The organism is Escherichia sp. MOD1-EC5990 (assembly GCF_002965285.1).
Classification (GTDB): Bacteria; Pseudomonadota; Gammaproteobacteria; order Enterobacterales; family Enterobacteriaceae; genus Escherichia; species Escherichia coli_F.
In genome coordinates this window covers 1-20,737 of record NZ_PTRV01000013.1, presented here as the reverse complement: position 1 = coordinate 20,737, position 20,737 = coordinate 1, and the positions used below count along the sequence as shown (strand labels likewise).

Annotated in this window: 14 protein-coding genes and 1 pseudogene; 11 read left to right on the top strand and 4 right to left on the bottom strand. The window is 47.9% G+C overall.

Annotated elements, in window-relative coordinates; translation table 11 throughout:
* Position 1: 1 nt before the first annotated feature.
* On the bottom strand, positions 2 to 3,049 hold the full coding sequence (gene fdnG, locus BEB42_RS15900; protein ID WP_077627096.1) for a formate dehydrogenase-N subunit alpha: 3,048 nt from the start codon (positions 3,047 to 3,049) through the stop codon (positions 2 to 4).
* Between the two features lie 231 nt (positions 3,050 to 3,280).
* Here fdnG and yddG point away from each other — a divergent pair, with 231 nt between their 5' ends.
* From yddG to BEB42_RS15840, 10 genes are all read left to right on the top strand, one after another.
* A complete protein-coding gene (yddG, locus tag BEB42_RS15890) occupies positions 3,281 to 4,162 on the top strand; it encodes an aromatic amino acid efflux DMT transporter YddG (RefSeq protein WP_000198214.1) in 882 nt (293 codons plus the stop codon).
* Between the two features lie 259 nt (positions 4,163 to 4,421).
* The gene (ompC, locus tag BEB42_RS15885) at positions 4,422 to 5,522 is read left to right on the top strand and encodes a porin OmpC (RefSeq protein WP_000768391.1); all 1,101 of its coding nucleotides are present in this window, start codon (positions 4,422 to 4,424) and stop codon (positions 5,520 to 5,522) included.
* 169 nt (positions 5,523 to 5,691) lie between these two features.
* The gene (locus tag BEB42_RS26280) at positions 5,692 to 6,945 is read left to right on the top strand and encodes a hypothetical protein (RefSeq protein ID WP_000181871.1); all 1,254 of its coding nucleotides are present in this window, start codon (positions 5,692 to 5,694) and stop codon (positions 6,943 to 6,945) included.
* 61 nt (positions 6,946 to 7,006) lie between these two features.
* Positions 7,007 to 8,257, top strand: coding sequence for a leucine-rich repeat domain-containing protein (locus tag BEB42_RS15870; RefSeq protein ID WP_000671669.1), 1,251 nt, complete (start codon positions 7,007 to 7,009; stop codon positions 8,255 to 8,257).
* A 324-nt stretch (positions 8,258 to 8,581) separates the two neighbouring features.
* Positions 8,582 to 9,970, top strand: coding sequence for a nitrate/nitrite transporter NarU (gene narU, locus BEB42_RS15865; protein WP_001207920.1), 1,389 nt, complete (start codon positions 8,582 to 8,584; stop codon positions 9,968 to 9,970).
* A gap of 95 nt (positions 9,971 to 10,065) precedes the next feature.
* A complete protein-coding gene (gene narZ / locus BEB42_RS15860) occupies positions 10,066 to 13,806 on the top strand; it encodes a nitrate reductase Z subunit alpha (protein WP_000040418.1) in 3,741 nt (1,246 codons plus the stop codon).
* Positions 13,803 to 15,347, top strand: coding sequence for a nitrate reductase subunit beta (narH, locus tag BEB42_RS15855; protein ID WP_000702549.1), 1,545 nt, complete (start codon positions 13,803 to 13,805; stop codon positions 15,345 to 15,347). The genes narZ and narH overlap by 4 nt, the downstream gene beginning before the upstream one ends.
* Positions 15,347 to 16,042, top strand: coding sequence for a nitrate reductase molybdenum cofactor assembly chaperone (narW, locus tag BEB42_RS15850; protein WP_001166337.1), 696 nt, complete (start codon positions 15,347 to 15,349; stop codon positions 16,040 to 16,042). The genes narH and narW overlap by 1 nt, the downstream gene beginning before the upstream one ends.
* A complete protein-coding gene (narI, locus tag BEB42_RS15845) occupies positions 16,039 to 16,719 on the top strand; it encodes a respiratory nitrate reductase subunit gamma (RefSeq protein ID WP_000617115.1) in 681 nt (226 codons plus the stop codon). The genes narW and narI overlap by 4 nt, the downstream gene beginning before the upstream one ends.
* Positions 16,720 to 16,798: 79 nt before the next feature.
* Positions 16,799 to 17,692, top strand: coding sequence for a PhzF family isomerase (locus tag BEB42_RS15840; protein ID WP_000804362.1), 894 nt, complete (start codon positions 16,799 to 16,801; stop codon positions 17,690 to 17,692).
* A gap of 95 nt (positions 17,693 to 17,787) precedes the next feature.
* Here BEB42_RS15840 and nhoA read toward each other — a convergent pair whose 3' ends face one another.
* A complete protein-coding gene (gene nhoA, locus BEB42_RS15835; RefSeq protein ID WP_000187913.1) occupies positions 17,788 to 18,633 on the bottom strand; it encodes an N-hydroxyarylamine O-acetyltransferase in 846 nt (281 codons plus the stop codon).
* A 173-nt stretch (positions 18,634 to 18,806) separates the two neighbouring features.
* On the opposite strand from nhoA, the gene BEB42_RS15825 reads away from it, so the two are divergent.
* Entirely contained in the window at positions 18,807 to 19,376 is a 570-nt protein-coding gene (locus BEB42_RS15825; RefSeq protein ID WP_105267445.1) for a flavin reductase family protein, read from the top strand.
* A 392-nt stretch (positions 19,377 to 19,768) separates the two neighbouring features.
* Here the strand turns inward: BEB42_RS15825 and BEB42_RS15815 are convergent, their stop codons facing one another.
* Both BEB42_RS15815 and BEB42_RS15810 read right to left on the bottom strand, forming a co-directional pair.
* Positions 19,769 to 20,404 carry a hypothetical protein gene (locus tag BEB42_RS15815; protein ID WP_001032571.1) on the bottom strand — a complete coding sequence of 212 codons (636 nt, stop codon included), beginning with the start codon at positions 20,402 to 20,404 and terminating at the stop codon, positions 19,769 to 19,771.
* Positions 20,405 to 20,618: 214 nt separating this feature from the next.
* Positions 20,619 to 20,737: pseudogene (locus BEB42_RS15810) on the bottom strand (ISAs1 family transposase); the annotation flags it as partial.

Sequence of the window (20,737 nt, the reverse complement as noted above, 5' to 3'; positions counted from 1 at the left end):
CTTACGCCTTCTCGATGTTGACTAAGAACGCTTTATATTCCGGCGTTTGCGAGTTTGCATCACCGACATTCGGCGTCAGAGTGTTAGCGATATAACCTTTACGCGCGACACCCTCAAAGCCCCAGTGGATTGGAATACCCACCGTTTCAACCTGCTGACCGTTTACATTCAGTGGTTTCAGACGGCGCGTTACCACAGCCACCGCGCGGATAAAGCCACGCTTGCTGGAGACAGTGACACGATCGCCATTGGCAATGCCTTTCGCCGCCGCCAGCGTTTCGCTGATTTCCACAAACTGTTCCGGCTGAGCAATTGCGTTGAGCAACGCGTGCTTGGTCCAGGTGTGGAAGTGCTCGGTCAGACGGTAGGTCGTACCCACATACGGGAACTGCTCTTTTTTACCCATCCGCAGCGCGTCTTGTTCATACAGACGAACCACCGGGTTAGACACCACGTTCGGATGCAGCGGGTTAGTGCCCAGCGGCGTTTCAATTGGCTCGTAGTGTTCCGGGAACGGACCTTCCGCCATTTTGTTGATGGCAAACAGGCGTCCCATCCCTTCCGGCTGCATGATAAACGGCCCGGTTGGCGTACCCGGTGCGGCATTGCCGAAGTCCGGAATATCGTTACCCGTCCACTTGCTGCCGTTCCACTGGATCAGCATCCGTTTCGGATCCCAAGGTTTACCGTTAATATCCGCCGAAGCACGGTTGTACAGCACGCGACGGTTGAGCGGCCACGCCCAGGCCCATCCCAGCGTATTCCCCAGACCGGACGGGTCGGAGTTATCGCGGTTGGCCATCTGGTTGCCCTGCTCTGTCCAGCTACCGGTGTAGATCCAGCAAGACGATGCGGTTGTACCGTCATCACGCAGATGCGCAAAGCTACTCAGTAACTGACCTTTCTTCGCAATCAGTACGCCATTGGCGTCATAGAGATCTTCCAGCGCATAGCCGTTGTTCTCTTTTGCCACTTCGTCAGACTGCGGCTCGTGCGGCTGCTTGTAGTTCCAGCTCATCTTCATCAGCGGTTCTACACCTTTACCACCTTCGGCTTTGTACAACTCGCGAAGATGATGGTAGATACCCGCCAAAATTTCGCCGTCGTTACGCGCTTCGCCCGGCGCATCCTGACCTTTCCAGTGCCACTGCAACCAGCGACCGGAGTTAGCGATAGAACCATCTTCTTCAGCAAAGCAGGTCGAAGGCAGACGGAATACCTCTGTCTGAATAGATGCCGGATCGACATCGTTCGACTCGCCGTGGTTCTGCCAGAAAGTAGAGGTTTCAGTCACCAGCGGATCGATAACCACCATGTACTTCAGCTTGCTCAGGCAGCTCACCACTTTGTTTTTGTCCGGGAAGGACGCAACCGGGTTAAAGCCCTGGCAGAAATAACCGGTGACTTTGCCTTCATCCATCATGTTGAAATACTTGATGACGTCGTAGGTCTGGTCCCACTTCGGCAGCCAGTCGTAGCCCCAGTTATTCTCTTTCTGTGCGGCATCGCCGTAGAAAGATTTCATCAGGCTAACGAAGAACTTCGGATAGTTGCTCCAGTAGTTCACCTGATCAGCCAGCGTCGCTTTCGGCGTGTTCGCTTCCAGATACGACTGCAAATCAACCTGTTTTTCTGACGGCAGCGTCAGATAACCCGGCAGGCTGGTAGAGAGCAGGCCTAAGTCGGTCAGGCCCTGAATGTTAGAGTGACCACGCAATGCGTTCACGCCGCCACCAGCCATACCCATGTTACCGAGCAGCAACTGGATCATCGCCATAGTACGGATGTTCTGCGCACCCACGGTGTGTTGGGTCCAGCCCAGCGCGTACAGGAAGGTGGTTGTGCGATCCGGCGCGCTGGTGGAGGCCAGCACTTCACACACTTTCAGGAAGTCAGCTTTTGGCGTACCGCAGATGTTTTCTACTACGTCCGGCGTGTAACGGGAAACGTGCGCTTTCAGCAAGTTCCACACACAGCGCGGATGAGTCAGTGTTTCATCGCGTTTCGCATAGCCGTTTTCATCGAACTGATAGTTCCAGGACGACTTATCGTACTGACGTTTTTCAGCGTCGTAACCGCTGAACAGACCGTCTTCGAACACAAAATCATCACGCACCAGCAGGCTGGCGTTGGTGTAATGCTTAACGTATTCGGCGTTGATCTTGTTGTTTTCGATCAGGTAGCGCAAAACGCCAGACAGGAACGTAATGTCCGTACCGGAACGAATAGGTGCGTAGATATCCGCCACAGAAGCGGTACGCGTAAAACGGGGATCGACAACGATCAAGGTTGCATCGTTATTGTTTTTCGCTTCCATCGCCCAGCGGAAACCGACGGGATGCGCTTCAGCAGCGTTACCGCCCATCACCATTACGACGTTAGCGTTTTTGATATCCACCCAGTGGTTGGTCATCGCACCGCGACCAAATGTTGGAGCAAGACTTGCTACCGTTGGTCCGTGTCAGACGCGCGCCTGGTTGTCTACCGCCAGCATCCCGAGGGAGCGGGCAAATTTTTGAGTCAGCATCCCGGTTTCGTTGCTGGCACCGGAAGCACACAGCATACCGGTAGAAAGCCAACGGTTTACCGTTACGCCCTGCTCGTTCTTTTCAATAAAGTTAGCGTCACGGTCTGCCTTCATCAGCTTCGCAATGCGGGAGAATGCTTCTTCCCAGCTAATGCGCTGCCATTTATCAGAACCTGGCGCACGATATTCCGGGTAGCGCAGACGGTTTTCGCTGTTGACGTAATCCAGCAATCCGGCCCCTTTCGGGCACAGCGCACCACGGCTTACCGGATGATCCGGGTCACCTTCAATGTGATAAATCGCTTCTCTGGCATTTTTCGCGCCATCACCCAGGCTATACATCAATAGCCCGCAACCTACGGAACAGTATGTACAAGTGTTACGGATCTCTTTCGCGCGTAATAATTTGTAGTTTCGCGCCTGAGCCAGTGCTTGCTTCGGGGCAAAACCCAATGCCGCGACTGTTGTTCCCGCCATACCGCCCGCGCAGATTTTAAAAAATTGTCTGCGACTGACGTCCATTGCTTTCCTCTTTTTTCAGGGGTATTACTGCGCGAGGAAACTAACAGTAAAATTCTGAATCTTTTTGCGCGAAATCAAAAAGAACAGCTGTTTGCCACAAAATAATCCGCCTGCGCAAATTGACCTACCTCAATAGCGGTAGAAAAACGCACCACTGCCTGACAGGCCAGTTAAAAAAATGCTATAAAATTCAGCTTAATTTTTAACGGCAAGAGAGACAAAACAGCGAGCATGACACGACAAAAAGCAACGCTCATAGGGCTAATAGCGATCGTCCTGTGGAGCACGATGGTAGGATTGATTCGCGGTGTCAGTGAGGGGCTCGGTCCGGTCGGCGGCGCAGCTGCTATCTATTCATTAAGCGGGCTGCTGTTAATCTTCACGGTTGGATTTCCGCGTATTCGGCAGATCCCGAAAGGCTATTTACTCGCCGGGAGTCTGTTATTCGTCAGCTATGAAATCTGTCTGGCACTTTCCTTAGGTTATGCAGCGACCCGTCATCAGGCAATTGAAGTGGGTATGGTGAACTATCTATGGCCCAGCCTGACAATTCTCTTTGCCATTCTGTTTAATGGTCAGAAAACCAACTGGCTGATTGTACCTGGATTATTATTAGCCCTGGTCGGTGTCTGCTGGGTGTTAGGCGGTGACAATGGGTTACACTATGATGAAATCATCAATAATATTACCACCAGTCCATTGAGTTATTTCCTGGCGTTCATTGGCGCTTTTATCTGGGCAGCCTATTGTACAGTAACGAATAAATACGCACGCGGATTTAATGGAATAACCGTTTTTGTCCTGCTAACGGGAGCAAGTCTGTGGGTTTACTATTTTCTCACGCCACAACCAGAAATGGTATTTAGCACACCCGTCATGATTAAACTCATCTCTGCGGCATTTACCTTAGGATTTGCTTACGCTGCGTGGAACGTTGGCATTTTACATGGCAACGTCACCATTATGGCAGTAGGTTCGTATTTTACGCCCGTACTTTCGTCGGCGCTTGCTGCGGTACTGCTTAGTGCTCCGCTATCGTTCTCATTCTGGCAAGGCGCACTGATGGTCTGCGGCGGTTCCCTGCTCTGCTGGCTGGCGACACGTCGTGGATAAAATTATTGTCGGGTCATAGCACCCGGCAGTTAACCCGCTAAATTACGACAATAATAAAAAATAAATTTCAAATACCAGTAATTCACCTTATATCTCATTTCGACTTCGATCACATATCGACAAATAATATTATTTCATCTAGTATTCTCATTGTTTTTAATCACCATTCTATTTTAAAAACAGTATGTCATTTGTAAATGACGCCGTTTAAAATTCGTTTAGAAAATAGGTTTAACGATAATTAAAAGGATACTGTTAAATGAAATTAAAAATAGTTGCGGTGGTTGTAACTGGTTTGTTAGCTGCGAACGTAGCACATGCTGCCGAAGTATATAACAAGGATGGTAATAAACTCGACCTTTATGGCAAGGTTACCGCTCTACGTTATTTTACTGATGATAAGCGTGACGATGGTGATAAAACTTATGCCCGTCTCGGTTTTAAAGGAGAAACGCAAATCAATGATCAAATGATTGGTTTTGGTCACTGGGAATATGATTTTAAAGGCTATAACGATGAAGCCAACGGCTCGCGCGGCAACAAAACCCGCCTTGCCTATGCAGGTTTAAAAATTAGTGAATTTGGCTCTCTGGACTATGGTCGTAACTACGGTGTCGGTTATGACATTGGTTCATGGACCGATATGTTGCCAGAATTTGGTGGCGATACCTGGAGCCAGAAAGATGTCTTCATGACATATCGTACCACTGGTGTGGCAACCTATCGCAACTACGATTTCTTTGGCTTAATTGAAGGGCTGAACTTTGCCGCACAATATCAAGGCAAAAATGAACGCACTGACAACGCTCATCTTTATGGTGCTGACTATACGCGTGCCAATGGTGACGGTTTCGGTATCTCCTCAACTTATGTTTATGATGGCTTTGGGATCGGTGCTGTGTATACCAAATCTGATCGGACAAATGCGCAGGAAAGAGCAGCGGCTAATCCTCTCAATGCCTCCGGTAAGAATGCAGAACTGTGGGCAACAGGTATAAAATATGATGCCAACAACATTTACTTTGCAGCTAATTACGCTGAAACATTAAACATGACCACCTATGGTGATGGTTATATCTCTAACAAAGCACAAAGTTTCGAAGTGGTGGCCCAATATCAATTCGACTTCGGCTTGCGCCCATCACTCGCTTACCTGAAATCAAAAGGCAGAGATCTGGGGCGTTACGGCGATCAGGACATGATTGAGTATATCGACGTTGGTGCAACGTATTTCTTCAACAAAAATATGTCGACCTATGTTGATTATAAAATCAACCTGATCGATGAAAGCGACTTTACCCGTGCCGTAGATATTCGCACCGATAACATCGTCGCAACGGGCATTACCTATCAGTTCTAACATCCTCTCCTGACCAGCCCTTCTCTGGGCTGGTTTTTGATTTAAGTGCTGCTGTATGACTCCTTAAGTAAAAATGAGCAATTTTTGATATTTCTGGTCATTCACCTCAATTAATATTCTTCCATACCCTCCGGGGACATCTTAGTATAATATTTATTGATGAGTGATTATGACCAATATTAATACAGCTTGTGTAAAAAATAATGCCAGTTATCAAGTGAATAACGCATTACCTAACAGAGAAACCATCGCCAGCAATTTTTTTGAACAACTGGCACAATGGGGTGAGAAATCGCTTAATAATGGCGTAGAAAAAAGAACTATTCTAGAGCGAATTAATGAAGCTTACAACTCAAACATGGAATCTCTTAATTTGTCATATCTTGATTTGAGTGAGTTACCGCCTATCCCCCCTACAGTTAAAACATTGAATTTGGAGGGGAATTGTCTAACTTTCCTTGACTTTACCGACAATGCTAGTCTTATCAATATCAACCTCACCTTGAATAATATTGAAACGATAACCTTTCCAAATGAATCAAAACTGGAAAATATTTATATCGATTGCAACAAGCTGGAAAGTTTAGATTTAAAAAATCAGCATTCATTGGTTAATCTGGAAGCGCAAAATAATAATCTAAAAGAAATTAATATTTCTGACAGTTATAAACTGAAATTTCTTAACCTTGATAATAACCAGCTAACATCGCTGGATGTTTCTCAACAAGAATCTCTGATTGAGTTAAGTGCTTGTCACAATATGATCAATGATCTTAAATTACACTATCACCCCATGGTGAAAAAAATCGCTTTAAACGACAACCATATTGCAAATTTAAACGCTAAAAGCACTGCGATACTTGAATATTTAGACTTAAGTAACAACAATTTATTGCCAACAGATAACATTAATGAGTTAATATCATCAAAACATCTTTGGTATTTATCAGTTAACGGTATTAACAATGATCCTATTGCACAAATGCAGTACTGGAATGCAATAATGGATTTAGTTGATCATATTAATGAAGTGACCATTAAGATATCTTATGATCTAGCAATTAAAAATATCGATACCAGTAATAAGCATCTTGTAGAGGTAAGCAAAAATACTGAAGGTGATAATAAAGAAAACAATGATTCAATGTCGATTCGTTACCGTTCAAAACCTTATTTCAGCAATTTAACTTTAACAGAACAAGAAACAACACTTTCTGAAGAAGAATTAAAAGCTATTCTGCCTATGTATCGCGCGTGTCGGTTTGATAACGACACTCCCCTATCCTCATCCTCATCCTCAGAACTCAAGGACGCAACAGGCACCCCTATCTGTTATTACATTTATGATGAGAATAAAACTTCCTTAGGTTATGGACCAACATTTCATAATTTGTTAAGCCAATCCTTTACCACAGAGTTATAAAAAACATCCTGATTAATCAAGGATAATAAATCAAAAAATATATTATTGCCATGGAGTAGTTATGAAGTTTCCTTTAATCTTTTTTAAAACAAAGCAGTCCCTACAGCGACTCCCCGAACAGAATTTATATAGCTGGATGCATGAATTGAATAAATGGAAAGAAAAATGCATAGTCACAGGTGAACTTCATCGTCAAGAATGCCGAAAAGAAGCGGCAGAAAGGATAAACCGTGCTTTTTTGTCGAAGCAGAATGACATTGATTTATCTGGACTTAATTTAACTACTCAACCACCAGGGCTGCAAAACTTCACCTCTATCAATCTTGATGAGAACCAACTCAAACATTTTGATGCAACCAACTACGATAAACTCATTAACCTTAGTCTGAATAGTAATGCTCTTGAGTCTATAAATTTTCCTCAAGGCAGAAATGTAAGCATTAAACATATATCTGTGAATAATAATGCTCTCAGAAATATTGATATAGATGGGCTTTCATCAGTTACTTATTTTAGTGCGGCACATAATCAACTAGAGTTTGTGCAATTAGAATGTTGCGAAAGGCTGCAGTACCTGAATCTCAGCCACAATCAATTAACTGATATTGCTGCAGGAAATAAAGATGAACTCTTACTTCTGGATCTATCCCATAATAAACTAACAAGTTTACATAATGCCTTATTTCCCAACTTGAATACGTTACTTATCAACAACAACTTGCTTTCTGAAATTAAAATATTCTTTAGCAACTTCTGCAATGTACAGACATTAAACGCTGCGAACAATCAGTTGAAAAAAATAAACCTTCATTTCCTGACTTATCTTTCATCTATCAAAAGTTTAAGGCTGGACAATAATAAAATAACCCGCATTGACACTAAGAATACATTCGATATTGGAACTTTATTCCCCATAATAAAACAGAGCAAAAACTTAAATTTTTTAAATGTTTCTGGGAAGAACAATTGCCCTACTATGCAGCTCATGTTATTTAATTTGTTTTCCCCAGCACTTAAGCTTAATACTGGCCTGGCAATTCTTTCGCCTGGTGCATTTGAAGTTCACTCTGACGGAGTAGATGTGGATAACGAATTGTTTCACTATACTTTTAAAGAAGCATACACCCCATATAATATACACACTTATAAAACAGAAGAAGTTGTAAATCAGATGAATATAAAAATTCAAAATATGACCTTAGATGAAATAAACAATACTTACTGTAATAACGATTATTGCAATGAGGCGATAAGAGAGGAACCGATAGACTTTCTGGACAGATCGTTTTCCTCCAGCTCATGGCCTTTTTAGTGAATAAATCATCACTAATTCTATAAGTGTCTGGTCTTATTAAGAATATAGTTAATATGCAACCCTTTAGATTCACGATCTGAAGGGTTGAAACATGGCATACGTTCAAAGATTAACCCCCGTTTGAAGGTTAGCCTGTTAGTTACATTTAGTAACACATATCTGTCTGCTTAATCCCCATTCTGCCCCCGCGGTTACGCTTTCTTATCTATTCTTTCAATCAGCACTTCACCTAATTCATCCTTAATTCTAATAACTGGCTATTGCGCCTTACCTCCTGTTTTGTCTTTTTTTCATTACCAATGTGTACATGTGAGGAACAATATGGCACTGCAAAATGAGAAAAATAGTCGTTATCTTTTGCGCGACTGGAAACCAGAAAACCCGGCCTTCTGGGAAAATAAAGGAAAGCATATTGCACGAAGAAACCTCTGGATATCAGTCAGTTGTCTACTTCTTGCCTTCTGTGTCTGGATGCTATTTAGCGCAGTTACTGTTAATCTCAATAAAATCGGTTTTAATTTCACTACCGATCAACTCTTTTTATTAACCGCATTACCCTCCGTTTCTGGCGCATTATTGCGTGTCCCCTACTCCTTTATGGTGCCTATATTTGGTGGACGCCGATGGACGGTTTTTAGTACTGCAATCCTGATTATTCCTTGCGTCTGGCTCGGAATTGCCGTGCAGAATACGAATACTCCTTTTGGGATATTTATCGTTATCGCTTTGCTATGCGGTTTTGCAGGTGCGAACTTTGCTTCGAGCATGGGCAATATCAGTTTCTTCTTCCCAAAAGCCAAACAAGGGAGCGCACTTGGGATTAATGGCGGATTAGGAAACTTAGGTGTAAGTGTGATGCAGCTGGTTGCGCCGCTGGTGATTTTTATCCCCGTATTTGCCTTTCTCGGCGTCAATGGCGTACCACAGGCCGACGGTTCGGTAATGTCGCTGGCGAATGCCGCATGGATTTGGGTGCCATTACTGGCGATTGCCACTATTGCCGCCTGGTTAGGGATGAATGATATCGCCAGTTCACGCGCGTCAATAGCCGATCAATTGCCTGTATTACAACGTCTGCATCTCTGGCTGCTCAGTCTTCTCTATCTCGCCACCTTCGGTTCGTTTATCGGTTTTTCTGCGGGTTTTGCCATGCTGGCGAAAACCCAGTTCCCGGATGTGAATATTCTGCGTCTGGCGTTCTTTGGCCCATTTATCGGTGCCATCGCGCGGTCGGTTGGTGGTGCTATTTCCGATAAATTTGGCGGCGTGCGGGTGACGTTGATCAACTTCATTTTTATGGCGATTTTCAGCGCCCTGCTGTTCCTTACCTTACCGGGCACAGGCTCTGGTAATTTCATCGCATTTTACGCCGTCTTTATGGGGCTGTTTCTGACCGCGGGTCTGGGAAGTGGTTCTACTTTCCAGATGATCGCCGTCATCTTTCGCCAGATAACGATTTATCGCGTCAAGATGAAAGGCGGCAGCGATGAACAGGCTCAGCGGGAAGCGGTCACCGAAACGGCGGCAGCATTGGGCTTTATCTCAGCGATTGGCGCAGTTGGCGGCTTTTTTATTCCGCAGGCGTTTGGCATGTCGCTCAATATGACCGGCTCGCCGGTAGGTGCGATGAAAGTGTTTTTGATCTTCTACATCGTTTGTGTGCTGCTGACCTGGCTGGTTTATGGTCGGCGGAAGTTCAGCCAAAAATAAGAGATTGATGCCTGACGCGTCTTATCAGTCTTACAACCGTGTCGCATCCGATAAGGCATCAGATCCCAAATCATTCCTGGAGCAGGAGTTATGTTATGAGTAAACTTTTGGACCGCTTTCGCTACTTCAAACAAAAGGGCGAAACATTTGCCGATGGTCACGGCCAGGTGATGCATAGCAACCGCGACTGGGAGGACAGCTATCGCCAGCGTTGGCAGTTCGACAAAATCGTGCGTTCCACTCACGGCGTTAACTGTACAGGCTCCTGTAGCTGGAAAATCTACGTTAAAAATGGCCTGGTGACCTGGGAAATCCAACAGACCGACTACCCGCGCACTCGCCCTGACCTGCCCAATCATGAACCTCGCGGCTGCCCGCGTGGCGCAAGTTACTCCTGGTATCTTTACAGCGCTAACCGCCTGAAATACCCGCTCATTCGTAAACGACTGATTGAACTGTGGCGCGAAGCCCTCAAGAAACACAGCGATCCGGTACTGGCGTGGGCATCGATTATGAACGATCCGCAAAAGTGCCTGAGCTACAAACAAGTGCGTGGGCGTGGCGGCTTTATCCGCTCCAACTGGCAGGAGCTAAACCAGTTGATTGCCGCCGCTAACGTCTGGACCATCAAAACTTACGGTCCTGATCGCGTTGCCGGTTTCTCGCCGATTCCGGCGATGTCGATGGTTTCTTACGCCGCCGGAACACGCTATCTGTCGCTGTTAGGTGGCACCTGTTTAAGTTTCTATGACTGGTATTGCGACCTGCCGCCTGCCTCGCCGATGACCTGGGGCGAGCAAACCGACGTGCCAGAATCTGCCGACTGGTATAACTCCAGCTATATCATCGCCTGGGGTTCTAACGTACCGCAAACGCGCACACCAGACGCCCACTTCTTTACCGAAGTACGTTACAAAGGTACCAAAACTATCGCCATTACCCCGGACTACTCTGAAGTAGCCAAATTGTGCGACCAGTGGCTGGCACCGAAACAAGGCACTGATAGCGCCCTGGCGATGGCAATGGGCCATGTGATTTTAAAAGAGTTCCATCTCGATAATTCCAGCGACTATTTTATCAACTACTGCCGCCGCTACAGCGACATGCCGATGCTGGTAATGCTGGAACCTCGCGACGATGGTAGCTACGTTCCCGGGCGCATGATCCGCGCGTCTGACCTGGTAGATGGGCTGGGCGAAAGCAACAATCCGCAGTGGAAAACCGTAGCAGTTAATACAGCAGGTGAACTGGTGGTGCCGAACGGTTCGATTGGTTTTCGCTGGGGAGAAAAAGGCAAATGGAATCTGGAATCCATTGCCGCCGGTACGGAAACCGAATTGTCGTTAACTCTGCTCGGTCAACATGATGCCGTTGCAGGCGTGGCCTTCCCCTACTTTGGCGGCATTGAAAATCCGCATTTTCGCAGCGTAAAACACAATCCGGTCCTGGTGCGCCAATTGCCCGTTAAAAACCTGACATTAGCCGATGGCAACACCTGTCCGGTCGTCAGCGTTTATGATTTGGTACTGGCGAATTATGGCCTCGATCGCGGGCTGGAAGATGAAAACAGCGCGAAAGATTACGCTGAAATTAAACCTTACACCCCTGCCTGGGGCGAGCAAATTACCGGCGTACCGCGCCAGTATATTGAAACCATCGCCCGCGAATTTGCCGATACCGCCCATAAAACGCATGGGCGCTCGATGATTATCCTCGGTGCTGGCGTCAACCATTGGTATCACATGGACATGAACTACCGTGGGATGATCAACATGCTGATCTTCTGCGGTTGTGTCGGGCAAAGCGGTGGCGGCTGGGCACACTATGTCGGTCAGGAAAAACTGCGCCCGCAAACCGGCTGGCTGCCTCTGGCCTTTGCACTCGACTGGAACCGACCACCGCGCCAGATGAACAGCACCTCGTTTTTCTACAATCACTCCAGTCAATGGCGCTATGAAAAAGTCTCTGCTCAGGAGTTACTTTCACCGCTCGCCGATGCCAGTAAGTACAGCGGTCATCTGATTGATTTCAACGTTCGCGCCGAACGTATGGGCTGGCTGCCTTCTGCGCCGCAACTGGGGCGTAACCCGCTCGGGATTAAAGCTGAAGCCGACAAGGCCGGATTATCCCCCACAGAATTTACCGCTCAGGCGCTGAAATCGGGCGATTTACGTATGGCCTGCGAACAGCCAGATAGCGGTAGCAATCATCCGCGTAACTTGTTTGTCTGGCGCTCTAACCTGCTTGGCTCCTCCGGCAAAGGTCACGAGTATATGCAGAAGTATCTGCTGGGAACCGAAAGTGGGATTCAGGGTGAGGAACTCGGTGCCAGCGACGGGATCAAACCAGAAGAAGTCGAGTGGCAAACTGCGGCGATTGAAGGCAAGCTCGACCTGCTGGTGACGCTCGACTTCCGTATGTCCAGTACCTGCCTGTTCTCCGATATCGTTCTGCCCACCGCCACCTGGTACGAAAAAGACGATATGAACACCTCAGATATGCATCCGTTTATTCATCCGCTTTCTGCGGCGGTCGATCCGGCGTGGGAATCACGCAGCGACTGGGAAATCTACAAAGGTATTGCCAAAGCATTTTCGCAAGTGTGCGTAGGGCATCTTGGCAAAGAAACCGACGTGGTATTACAACCCCTACTGCATGACTCTCCGGCAGAACTCTCCCAGCCGTGTGAAGTGCTCGACTGGCGCAAAGGCGAATGCGATCTGATCCCGGGTAAAACCGCGCCCAATATTGTAGCGGTGGAACGCGACTACCCTGCTACCTATGATCGCTTTACCTCGCTCGGGCCATTGATGGACAAACTTGGAAACGGCGGTAAAGGGATTTCGTGGAATACCCAGGATGAAATCGATTTCCTCGGCAAACTCAATTACACCAAGCGTAATGGCCCGGCACAGGGGCGACCGCTGATTGACACCGCCATTGACGCATCAGAAGTGATTCTGGCGCTGGCACCGGAAACCAACGGTCATGTTGCAGTCAAAGCGTGGCAGGCGCTGGGCGAGATCACCGGACGCGAACATACCCATCTGGCGCTGCACAAAGAGGACGAGAAGATCCGCTTTCACGATATTCAGGCACAGCCGCGTAAAATTATCTCCAGCCCCACATGGTCCGGTCTGGAAAGCGATCACGTCTCCTATAACGCGGGATACACCAACGTTCATGAGTTAATTCCGTGGCGCACGCTGTCGGGACGCCAGCAGCTTTATCAGGATCATCCGTGGATGCGTGCTTTTGGTGAAAGTCTGGTGGCTTATCGCCCGCCTATCGACACCCGTAGCGTCAGTGAAATGCGCCAGATACCGCCAAACGGCTTCCCGGAAAAAGCACTTAACTTCCTGACGCCGCATCAGAAATGGGGCATTCACTCAACCTACAGTGAAAACCTGCTAATGCTGACGCTCTCTCGCGGTGGACCGATTGTCTGGATCAGCGAAACCGATGCCCGTGAATTGACCATTGTCGATAACGACTGGGTGGAAGTGTTTAACGCCAACGGCGCGCTGACTGCCCGCGCGGTGGTCAGCCAACGTGTACCGCCGGGTATGACCATGATGTATCACGCCCAGGAACGCATAATGAATATCCCCGGCTCGGAAGTAACCGGCATGCGCGGCGGCATTCATAACTCGGTCACCCGCGTTTGTCCGAAACCAACGCATATGATTGGCGGTTACGCGCAGCTGGCCTGGGGCTTTAACTACTACGGCACCGTCGGCTCGAACCGCGACGAATTCATCATGATCCGCAAGATGAAGAACGTTAACTGGCTGGATGATGAAGGTCGCGATCAGGTACAGGAGGCGAAAAAATGAAAATACGTTCGCAAGTCGGCATGGTGCTTAACCTCGATAAATGTATCGGCTGCCATACCTGTTCGGTGACCTGTAAAAACGTCTGGACCGGACGCGAAGGCATGGAGTACGCATGGTTTAACAACGTCGAAACCAAACCGGGCATTGGTTATCCGAAAAACTGGGAAGATCAGGAAGAGTGGCAAGGCGGCTGGGTGCGTGATGTGAATGGCAAGATACGCCCGCGTCTGGGCAGCAAAATGGGCGTAATAACCAAAATCTTCGCCAACCCGGTGGTGCCGCAGATTGATGATTACTACGAACCTTTCACCTTCGACTACGAACATTTGCATAGCGCACCGGAAGGCAAACATATCCCTACTGCTCGCCCGCGTTCACTGATTGACGGCAAACGGATGGACAAAGTGATCTGGGGGCCAAACTGGGAAGAATTGTTGGGCGGCGAATTCGAAAAACGCGCCCGTGACCGCAACTTCGAGGCCATGCAAAAGGAGATGTACGGTCAGTTTGAAAACACGTTCATGATGTACCTGCCGCGCCTGTGCGAACACTGCCTCAACCCCAGCTGTGTGGCGACCTGCCCCAGCGGCGCGATCTACAAACGCGAAGAAGACGGTATTGTGCTCATCGATCAGGACAAATGCCGTGGCTGGCGTTTGTGCATTAGCGGTTGTCCGTACAAAAAAATCTACTTCAACTGGAAAAGCGGTAAGTCAGAAAAATGCATCTTCTGTTATCCGCGAATTGAGTCCGGTCAACCGACCGTTTGCTCAGAAACCTGCGTGGGTCGCATCCGGTATCTGGGCGTGCTGCTTTACGACGCCGACCGCATCGAGGAAGCGGCGAGCACCGAACGCGAGGTTGATCTCTATGATCGCCAGTGCGAAGTGTTCCTCGATCCGCACGATCCCTCGGTGATCGAAGAAGCCCTGAAACAAGGTATTCCACAAAACGTAATTGAAGCTGCCCAGCGTTCGCCAGTCTACAAAATGGCGATGGACTGGAAACTGGCGCTACCGCTGCACCCTGAATATCGCACCCTGCCGATGGTCTGGTACGTACCGCCGCTGTCACCAATTCAGTCTTACGCCGATGCGGGCGGCCTGCCAAAAAGCGAAGGTGTGCTTCCCGCTATCGAAAGCCTACGTATACCGGTGCAATATCTCGCCAATATGTTGAGTGCGGGCGATACCGGTCCGGTGCTCCGGGCGCTAAAACGGATGATCGCGATGCGCCACTATATGCGTTCACAAACGGTGGAGGGCGTGACTGATACCCGTGCTATCGACGAAGTAGGCCTGAGCGTCGCCCAGGTCGAAGAGATGTATCGCTACCTTGCCATCGCCAACTATGAAGATCGTTTTGTCATTCCAACCAGTCATCGGGAAATGGCGGGCGATGCCTTCGCAGAACGCAACGGCTGCGGCTTCAGCTTTGGCGACGGTTGCCACGGCTCAGACAGCAAATTCAACCTGTTCAACAGTAGCCGTATCGATGCCATCAACATTACCGAAGTGCGCGATAAAGCGGAGGGAGAATAATGCAGATCCTCAAAGTGATCGGCCTGTTGATGGAGTACCCGGACGAGCTGTTGTGGGAGTGTAAGGACGACGCACTGGCATTAATCCGCCGCGACGCGTCGATGCTCACCGATTTTGCACTCGACCTGCTCAACGCGCCGCTGCTGGATAAACAGGCCGAATGGTGTGAAGTGTTCGACCGCGGGCGCACCACGTCGCTGCTGCTGTTCGAACATGTTCATGCCGAATCCCGCGATCGAGGCCAGGCAATGGTGGACCTGCTGGCGGAGTATGAAAAGGTCGGTCTGCAACTGGATTGTCGGGAACTGCCCGATTATCTGCCGCTGTACCTGGAGTACTTAAGTGTGCTGCCGGACGATCAGGCAAAAGAAGGATTACTCAACGTTGCGCCGATCCTCGCCCTGCTTGGCGGACGCTTAAAACAACGCGAGACACCGTGGTACGCGTTATTTGACGCCCTTTTGCAACTGGCAGGAAGTCCCCTGTCAAGTGACAGTGTCACAAAACAAATTCGTAGTGAAGAGCGTGACGACACCCGCGAGGCGCTGGATGCGGTGTGGGAAGAAGAACAGGTGAAGTTTATTGAAGATAACGCCACGGCGTGTGACAGCTCGCCGCTTAATCAATATCAGCGACGCTTTAGCCAGGATGTCGCGCCGCAGTACGTCGACATCAGTGCGGGAGGTGGGAAATGATTCAGTATCTGAACGTCTTTTTTTACGATATCTACCCATACATTTGTGCGACGGTGTTTTTCCTTGGCAGCTGGCTGCGCTATGACTACGGGCAGTACACCTGGCGCGCCTCCTCGAGCCAGATGCTCGATAAACGCGGGATGGTGATATGGTCGAATCTGTTCCATATCGGCATTCTGGGGATCTTCTTCGGTCATCTGTTCGGCATGTTAACACCGCACTGGATGTACGCGTGGTTTTTACCAGTGGCAGCGAAACAACTGATGGCGATGGTGCTCGGCGGTATTTGCGGCGTGTTGACGTTGATTGGCGGCGCAGGACTGCTGTGGCGCAGGCTGACAAATCAGCGCGTGCGTGCCACTTCCACCACGCCGGATATCATCATCATGAGCATATTGCTGATCCAATGTTTGTTGGGGCTAAGTACCATACCGTTTTCAGCACAGTATCCTGATGGTAGCGAAATGATGAAACTGGTGGGTTGGGCGCAAAGTATCGTCACTTTCCGTGGAGGATCGTCAGAAATGCTTAACGGCGTAGCGTTCGTTTTCCGCCTGCATCTGGTATTGGGAATGACCATCTTCCTGCTCTTTCCGTTCACCCGACTGGTGCATGTGTGGAGCGCGCCTTTTGAGTACTTTACTCGTCGGTATCAGATTGTGCGTTCGAGGCGATAATTTTCACCCTGGCCGGATAGCCCTTCGCTCTCCGGCCACTTGCAGGCTATGATAGTTCTCCAGCCACAGGAGAACGTTAATGAAACCGCAGGTGTACCACGTCGATGCTTTTACCTCACAACCGTTTCGCGGCAATTCTGCCGGTGTTGTTTTTCCCGCCGATAAACTTAGCGAAGCGCAAATGCAGCTTATCGCCCGCGAATTAGGTCATTCGGAAACTGCTTTTCTGCTGCACAGCGACGACAGCGATGTACACGTTCGATACTTTACGCCAACGGTTGAAGTGCCAATTTGCGGTCACGCAACGGTGGCTGCGCACTATGTACGTGCAAAGGTATTAGGTTTGGGAAATTGCACGGTCTGGCAAACGTCGCTGGCAGGAAAACATCGCGTGACTATCGAAAAGCATAACGATGATTATCGTATTTCGCTGGAACAAGGTACGCCGGGCTTTGAGCCACCGCTGGAAGGTGAAACACGTGCGGCGATTATCAACGCGCTTCATCTCACTGAAGACGATATTCTGCCAGGCTTGCCAATTCAGGTGGCAACCACAGGACACTCAAAAGTGATGATCCCGTTGAAACCAGAAGTAGATATCGACGCTCTTTCGCCTGACCTTGCTGCGCTGACCGCAATCAGCAAGCAGATTGGCTGCAATGGTTTTTTCCCGTTCCAGATCCGCCCTGGCAAAAATGAAACTGATGGTCGCATGTTCTCACCTGCGATTGGTATTGTGGAAGATCCGGTGACCGGGAATGCCAATGGCCCGATGGGCGCATGGTTGGTACATCACAACTTACTACCCCACGATGGCAGCGTGTTGCGTGTTAAAGGCCATCAGGGGCGCGCACTGGGGCGTGACGGCGTGATTGATGTGACGGTGACAATTCGAGATAACCAACCGGAGAAAGTCACCATTTCTGGCACAGCGGTGATTCTTTTCCATGCTGAATGGGCCATTGATTTTTGATACCGTTGCCTGATGCGCTTCGCTTATCAGGCCTACAACCGGGCTAATGTGGGCCGGTTGTAGGCGTTTACGCCGCATCCGGCCCCTGGCACAAACTATTTCCCCGCCTCCGGATGCGTATCAAACGCCGCCATCACCAACGCCAGTTCATCCACAGTAAAGCCATGCTTTGCGTCATCTACGCCCAGACCAAACTGCTCCTGCATCACGGCATATAACGACGCCACATCCGGTAGATTTCGCTGCTCCACTGCATGTCCATTTTCATAATGGGTGAAATGAAAATTGGTCAGTGTCAGTTTGCCACCGTCCGGCAAATGGCGGCACATCAGCAAATGATGGCGAAAATGCGATTGCGGCCAGTGCGCCGACCAGAAATTCCCCATCACATAATCACTTTGTTGTTGTTCACAGAGATCAAAACGGTACATCGACTGCCAGTGCTGATGATGATTAAACTGCAACACCCAATCATCACCCTCCTGTAACAACCGATACTCTCCGTGTGGCGTGATCTGCACGAGATCGGGAACTAAACGAATCGGCGCGGTTAGCGTCTGTCCACCGAAACCGACATCAGCAATCCATTTTTCCCCTTCCAGTTCCACCAACAACAAACGATGGGTGCGCGGCGGTAATGCTGGCGGATTTGATAACACTACGCGCCCTAACAAGCTGCGAACGTTAAACCCCAGCTCGCGTAACACCCGCTCAAACACGCCATTCTGCTCAAAACAGTAACCGCCACGATGGGCTGTCACCAGTTTCTCTTCCAGCGATTGATCATCAAGCTGTATTTCCCTCGGCAGCAAAACGTCGAGGTTTTCAAACGGAATGGTGCAATTGTGTTTCAGGTGTAATGCACGAAGCGTATCGATATTGACCGCAGCAGCTCCCGACCAGTTAATGCGGGCAAAATAATGATTCAGAATGGGCGTCATCAGGCGTTTCCGTTTGTGGTTTTCTCAATTTATAACCTGGAATAGACGCCGCACCGGCTATTTTGTGCGATCGCGGACATGCATCACGTCGCAAATCGCCAATCCCGTTAATTTCGTTACTTATTGCGTTACGAGCTACGCTTTTAAAACACCCTTCATAGCGAGGCGATATCGTGAGCCGATTCATCCCCGTCGAATTACACCATGCCAGCCGTCTGTTAAATCATGGCCCAACTGTCTTGATCACCAGTTTCGATGAGCAATCCCAGCGGCGTAACATTATGGCTGCAGCCTGGTCGATGCCGGTGGAGTTTGAACCGCCACGCATAGCGATTGTGGTAGATAAATCGACATGGACCAGGGAGTTGATTGAACGTAACGGTAAGTTTGGCATCGTTATCCCAGGCGTTGCAGCAACTAACTGGACGTGGGCAGTGGGAAGTGTATCTGGGCGTGAAGAAGATAAATTTAATTGCTATGGCATTCAGGTTGTGAGAGGCCCGGTACTTGGTTTGCCTCTGGTCGAGGAAAAATGTCTGGCATGGATGGAGTGTCGCCTGCTACCTGCGACTTCTGCGCAACAAAAATACGACACACTGTTTGGCGAGGTAGTATCAGCAGCGGCAGACGCACGGGTATTTGTCGAAGGCCGCTGGCAGTTTGATGATGATAAACTCAATACACTACATCATTTAGGTGCTGGCACGTTTGTTACCCGCGGCAAGCGAGTCACCGCGGGCTAAAGAATCATATGCAGCAACCAAGTTGCTTAAGCAATGTTTCAATATGAGTTAAAAGCATATTTTATCTCACGATTGCATATTTTTAGTGAAGATTAATTTATCCTCACCAACATCATAGTAATTGCGTATTATCGCCTCATTGATAAAGCCCTGTTTTGTATAAAATGCGCGGGCGGCACTAAAATCGATATGGCTAGAGATCTCTACTAAAAGTAGTCTTGCGTGATTGGGACAGGTCAAGAAAAAGCAGTTTTGCAGTTTTTTATTTCAGGGCGCAGTTGCGAAAATTGAATACCGTATGGACTAATGTGAGAAAATTCCGAGGTATGACTGTTTTGATATAGTGGACAATCAAGCGTCTCGAATTAACAATGAATTTCAGGTGCCAAGCCTTACAATTTGTAGCATGACGGATATAGGACAACATTAGGAAATCGGACAGAAAATTCATTATAATAAATTGACAACTTATCTCTTTCTCTCACGTTCTGTGAAATTTCACAAAAGTATAAACTGAGCCAATATGCCTTTATATATAAAAAATACTCATGTTTATTATTATCGGAAAAAGCCAAGATTTGATTAAGGCCATCAAAAATATCTTTCTCATGATCTATATGTACTCTTGATGATTGTACAATATCTTTTAATTCGCGGTAAATCTTATTAAATAGCGCAACCGATTCACTGTTATTGAATCCATAGTTGATAAAAAGACATGATTTAACATCCGATATTAGCAAGTCGTCATAATTCATCTCTATTTCAGACAATTTCACGATATACTCAGCTATAGTATTACTTTGTAAGGACTCAACAACTGACAGTAAAACAGATGGATGCAATAATATTTCAAGAAGACTTTTATCGATATTTTTATACACATTTATTGCAAATTCATCATTCGTCCCATCGATGGTGTCAGATATTGAAAAAAATACATAATCGGGGAGTTCATACCACATATTAATTTTAATAATATCACGACACATATCTTCTAATTGTTGTAATCTATTACCTTTATTCATAACAACCTTAATATTATATGGAATCTTTGGCGGAATCTTCTTACTCCGCGGAATTTTACTAAAGCTTTGTTAGATAAAATATGCGTATCACTGACAGCATGTTATTAATTCACCATAGTGTTATTTAACAAAAAATACCCCCACATGTTTTCACCTCTTTGTATTTATGATAATTAAGGGGAGTGCTAATTTAATATAAACACCCAGAGCAAGATTACGAAAGCCCGCTCTCCGAAAGGACTGACGCCAGATACTTTCTGTCCATGGCTGCTTTTCGCATCTTACGTCTTAACCCTGCCTTGAATACCTTATCATTCGTCAAAATATTAATAG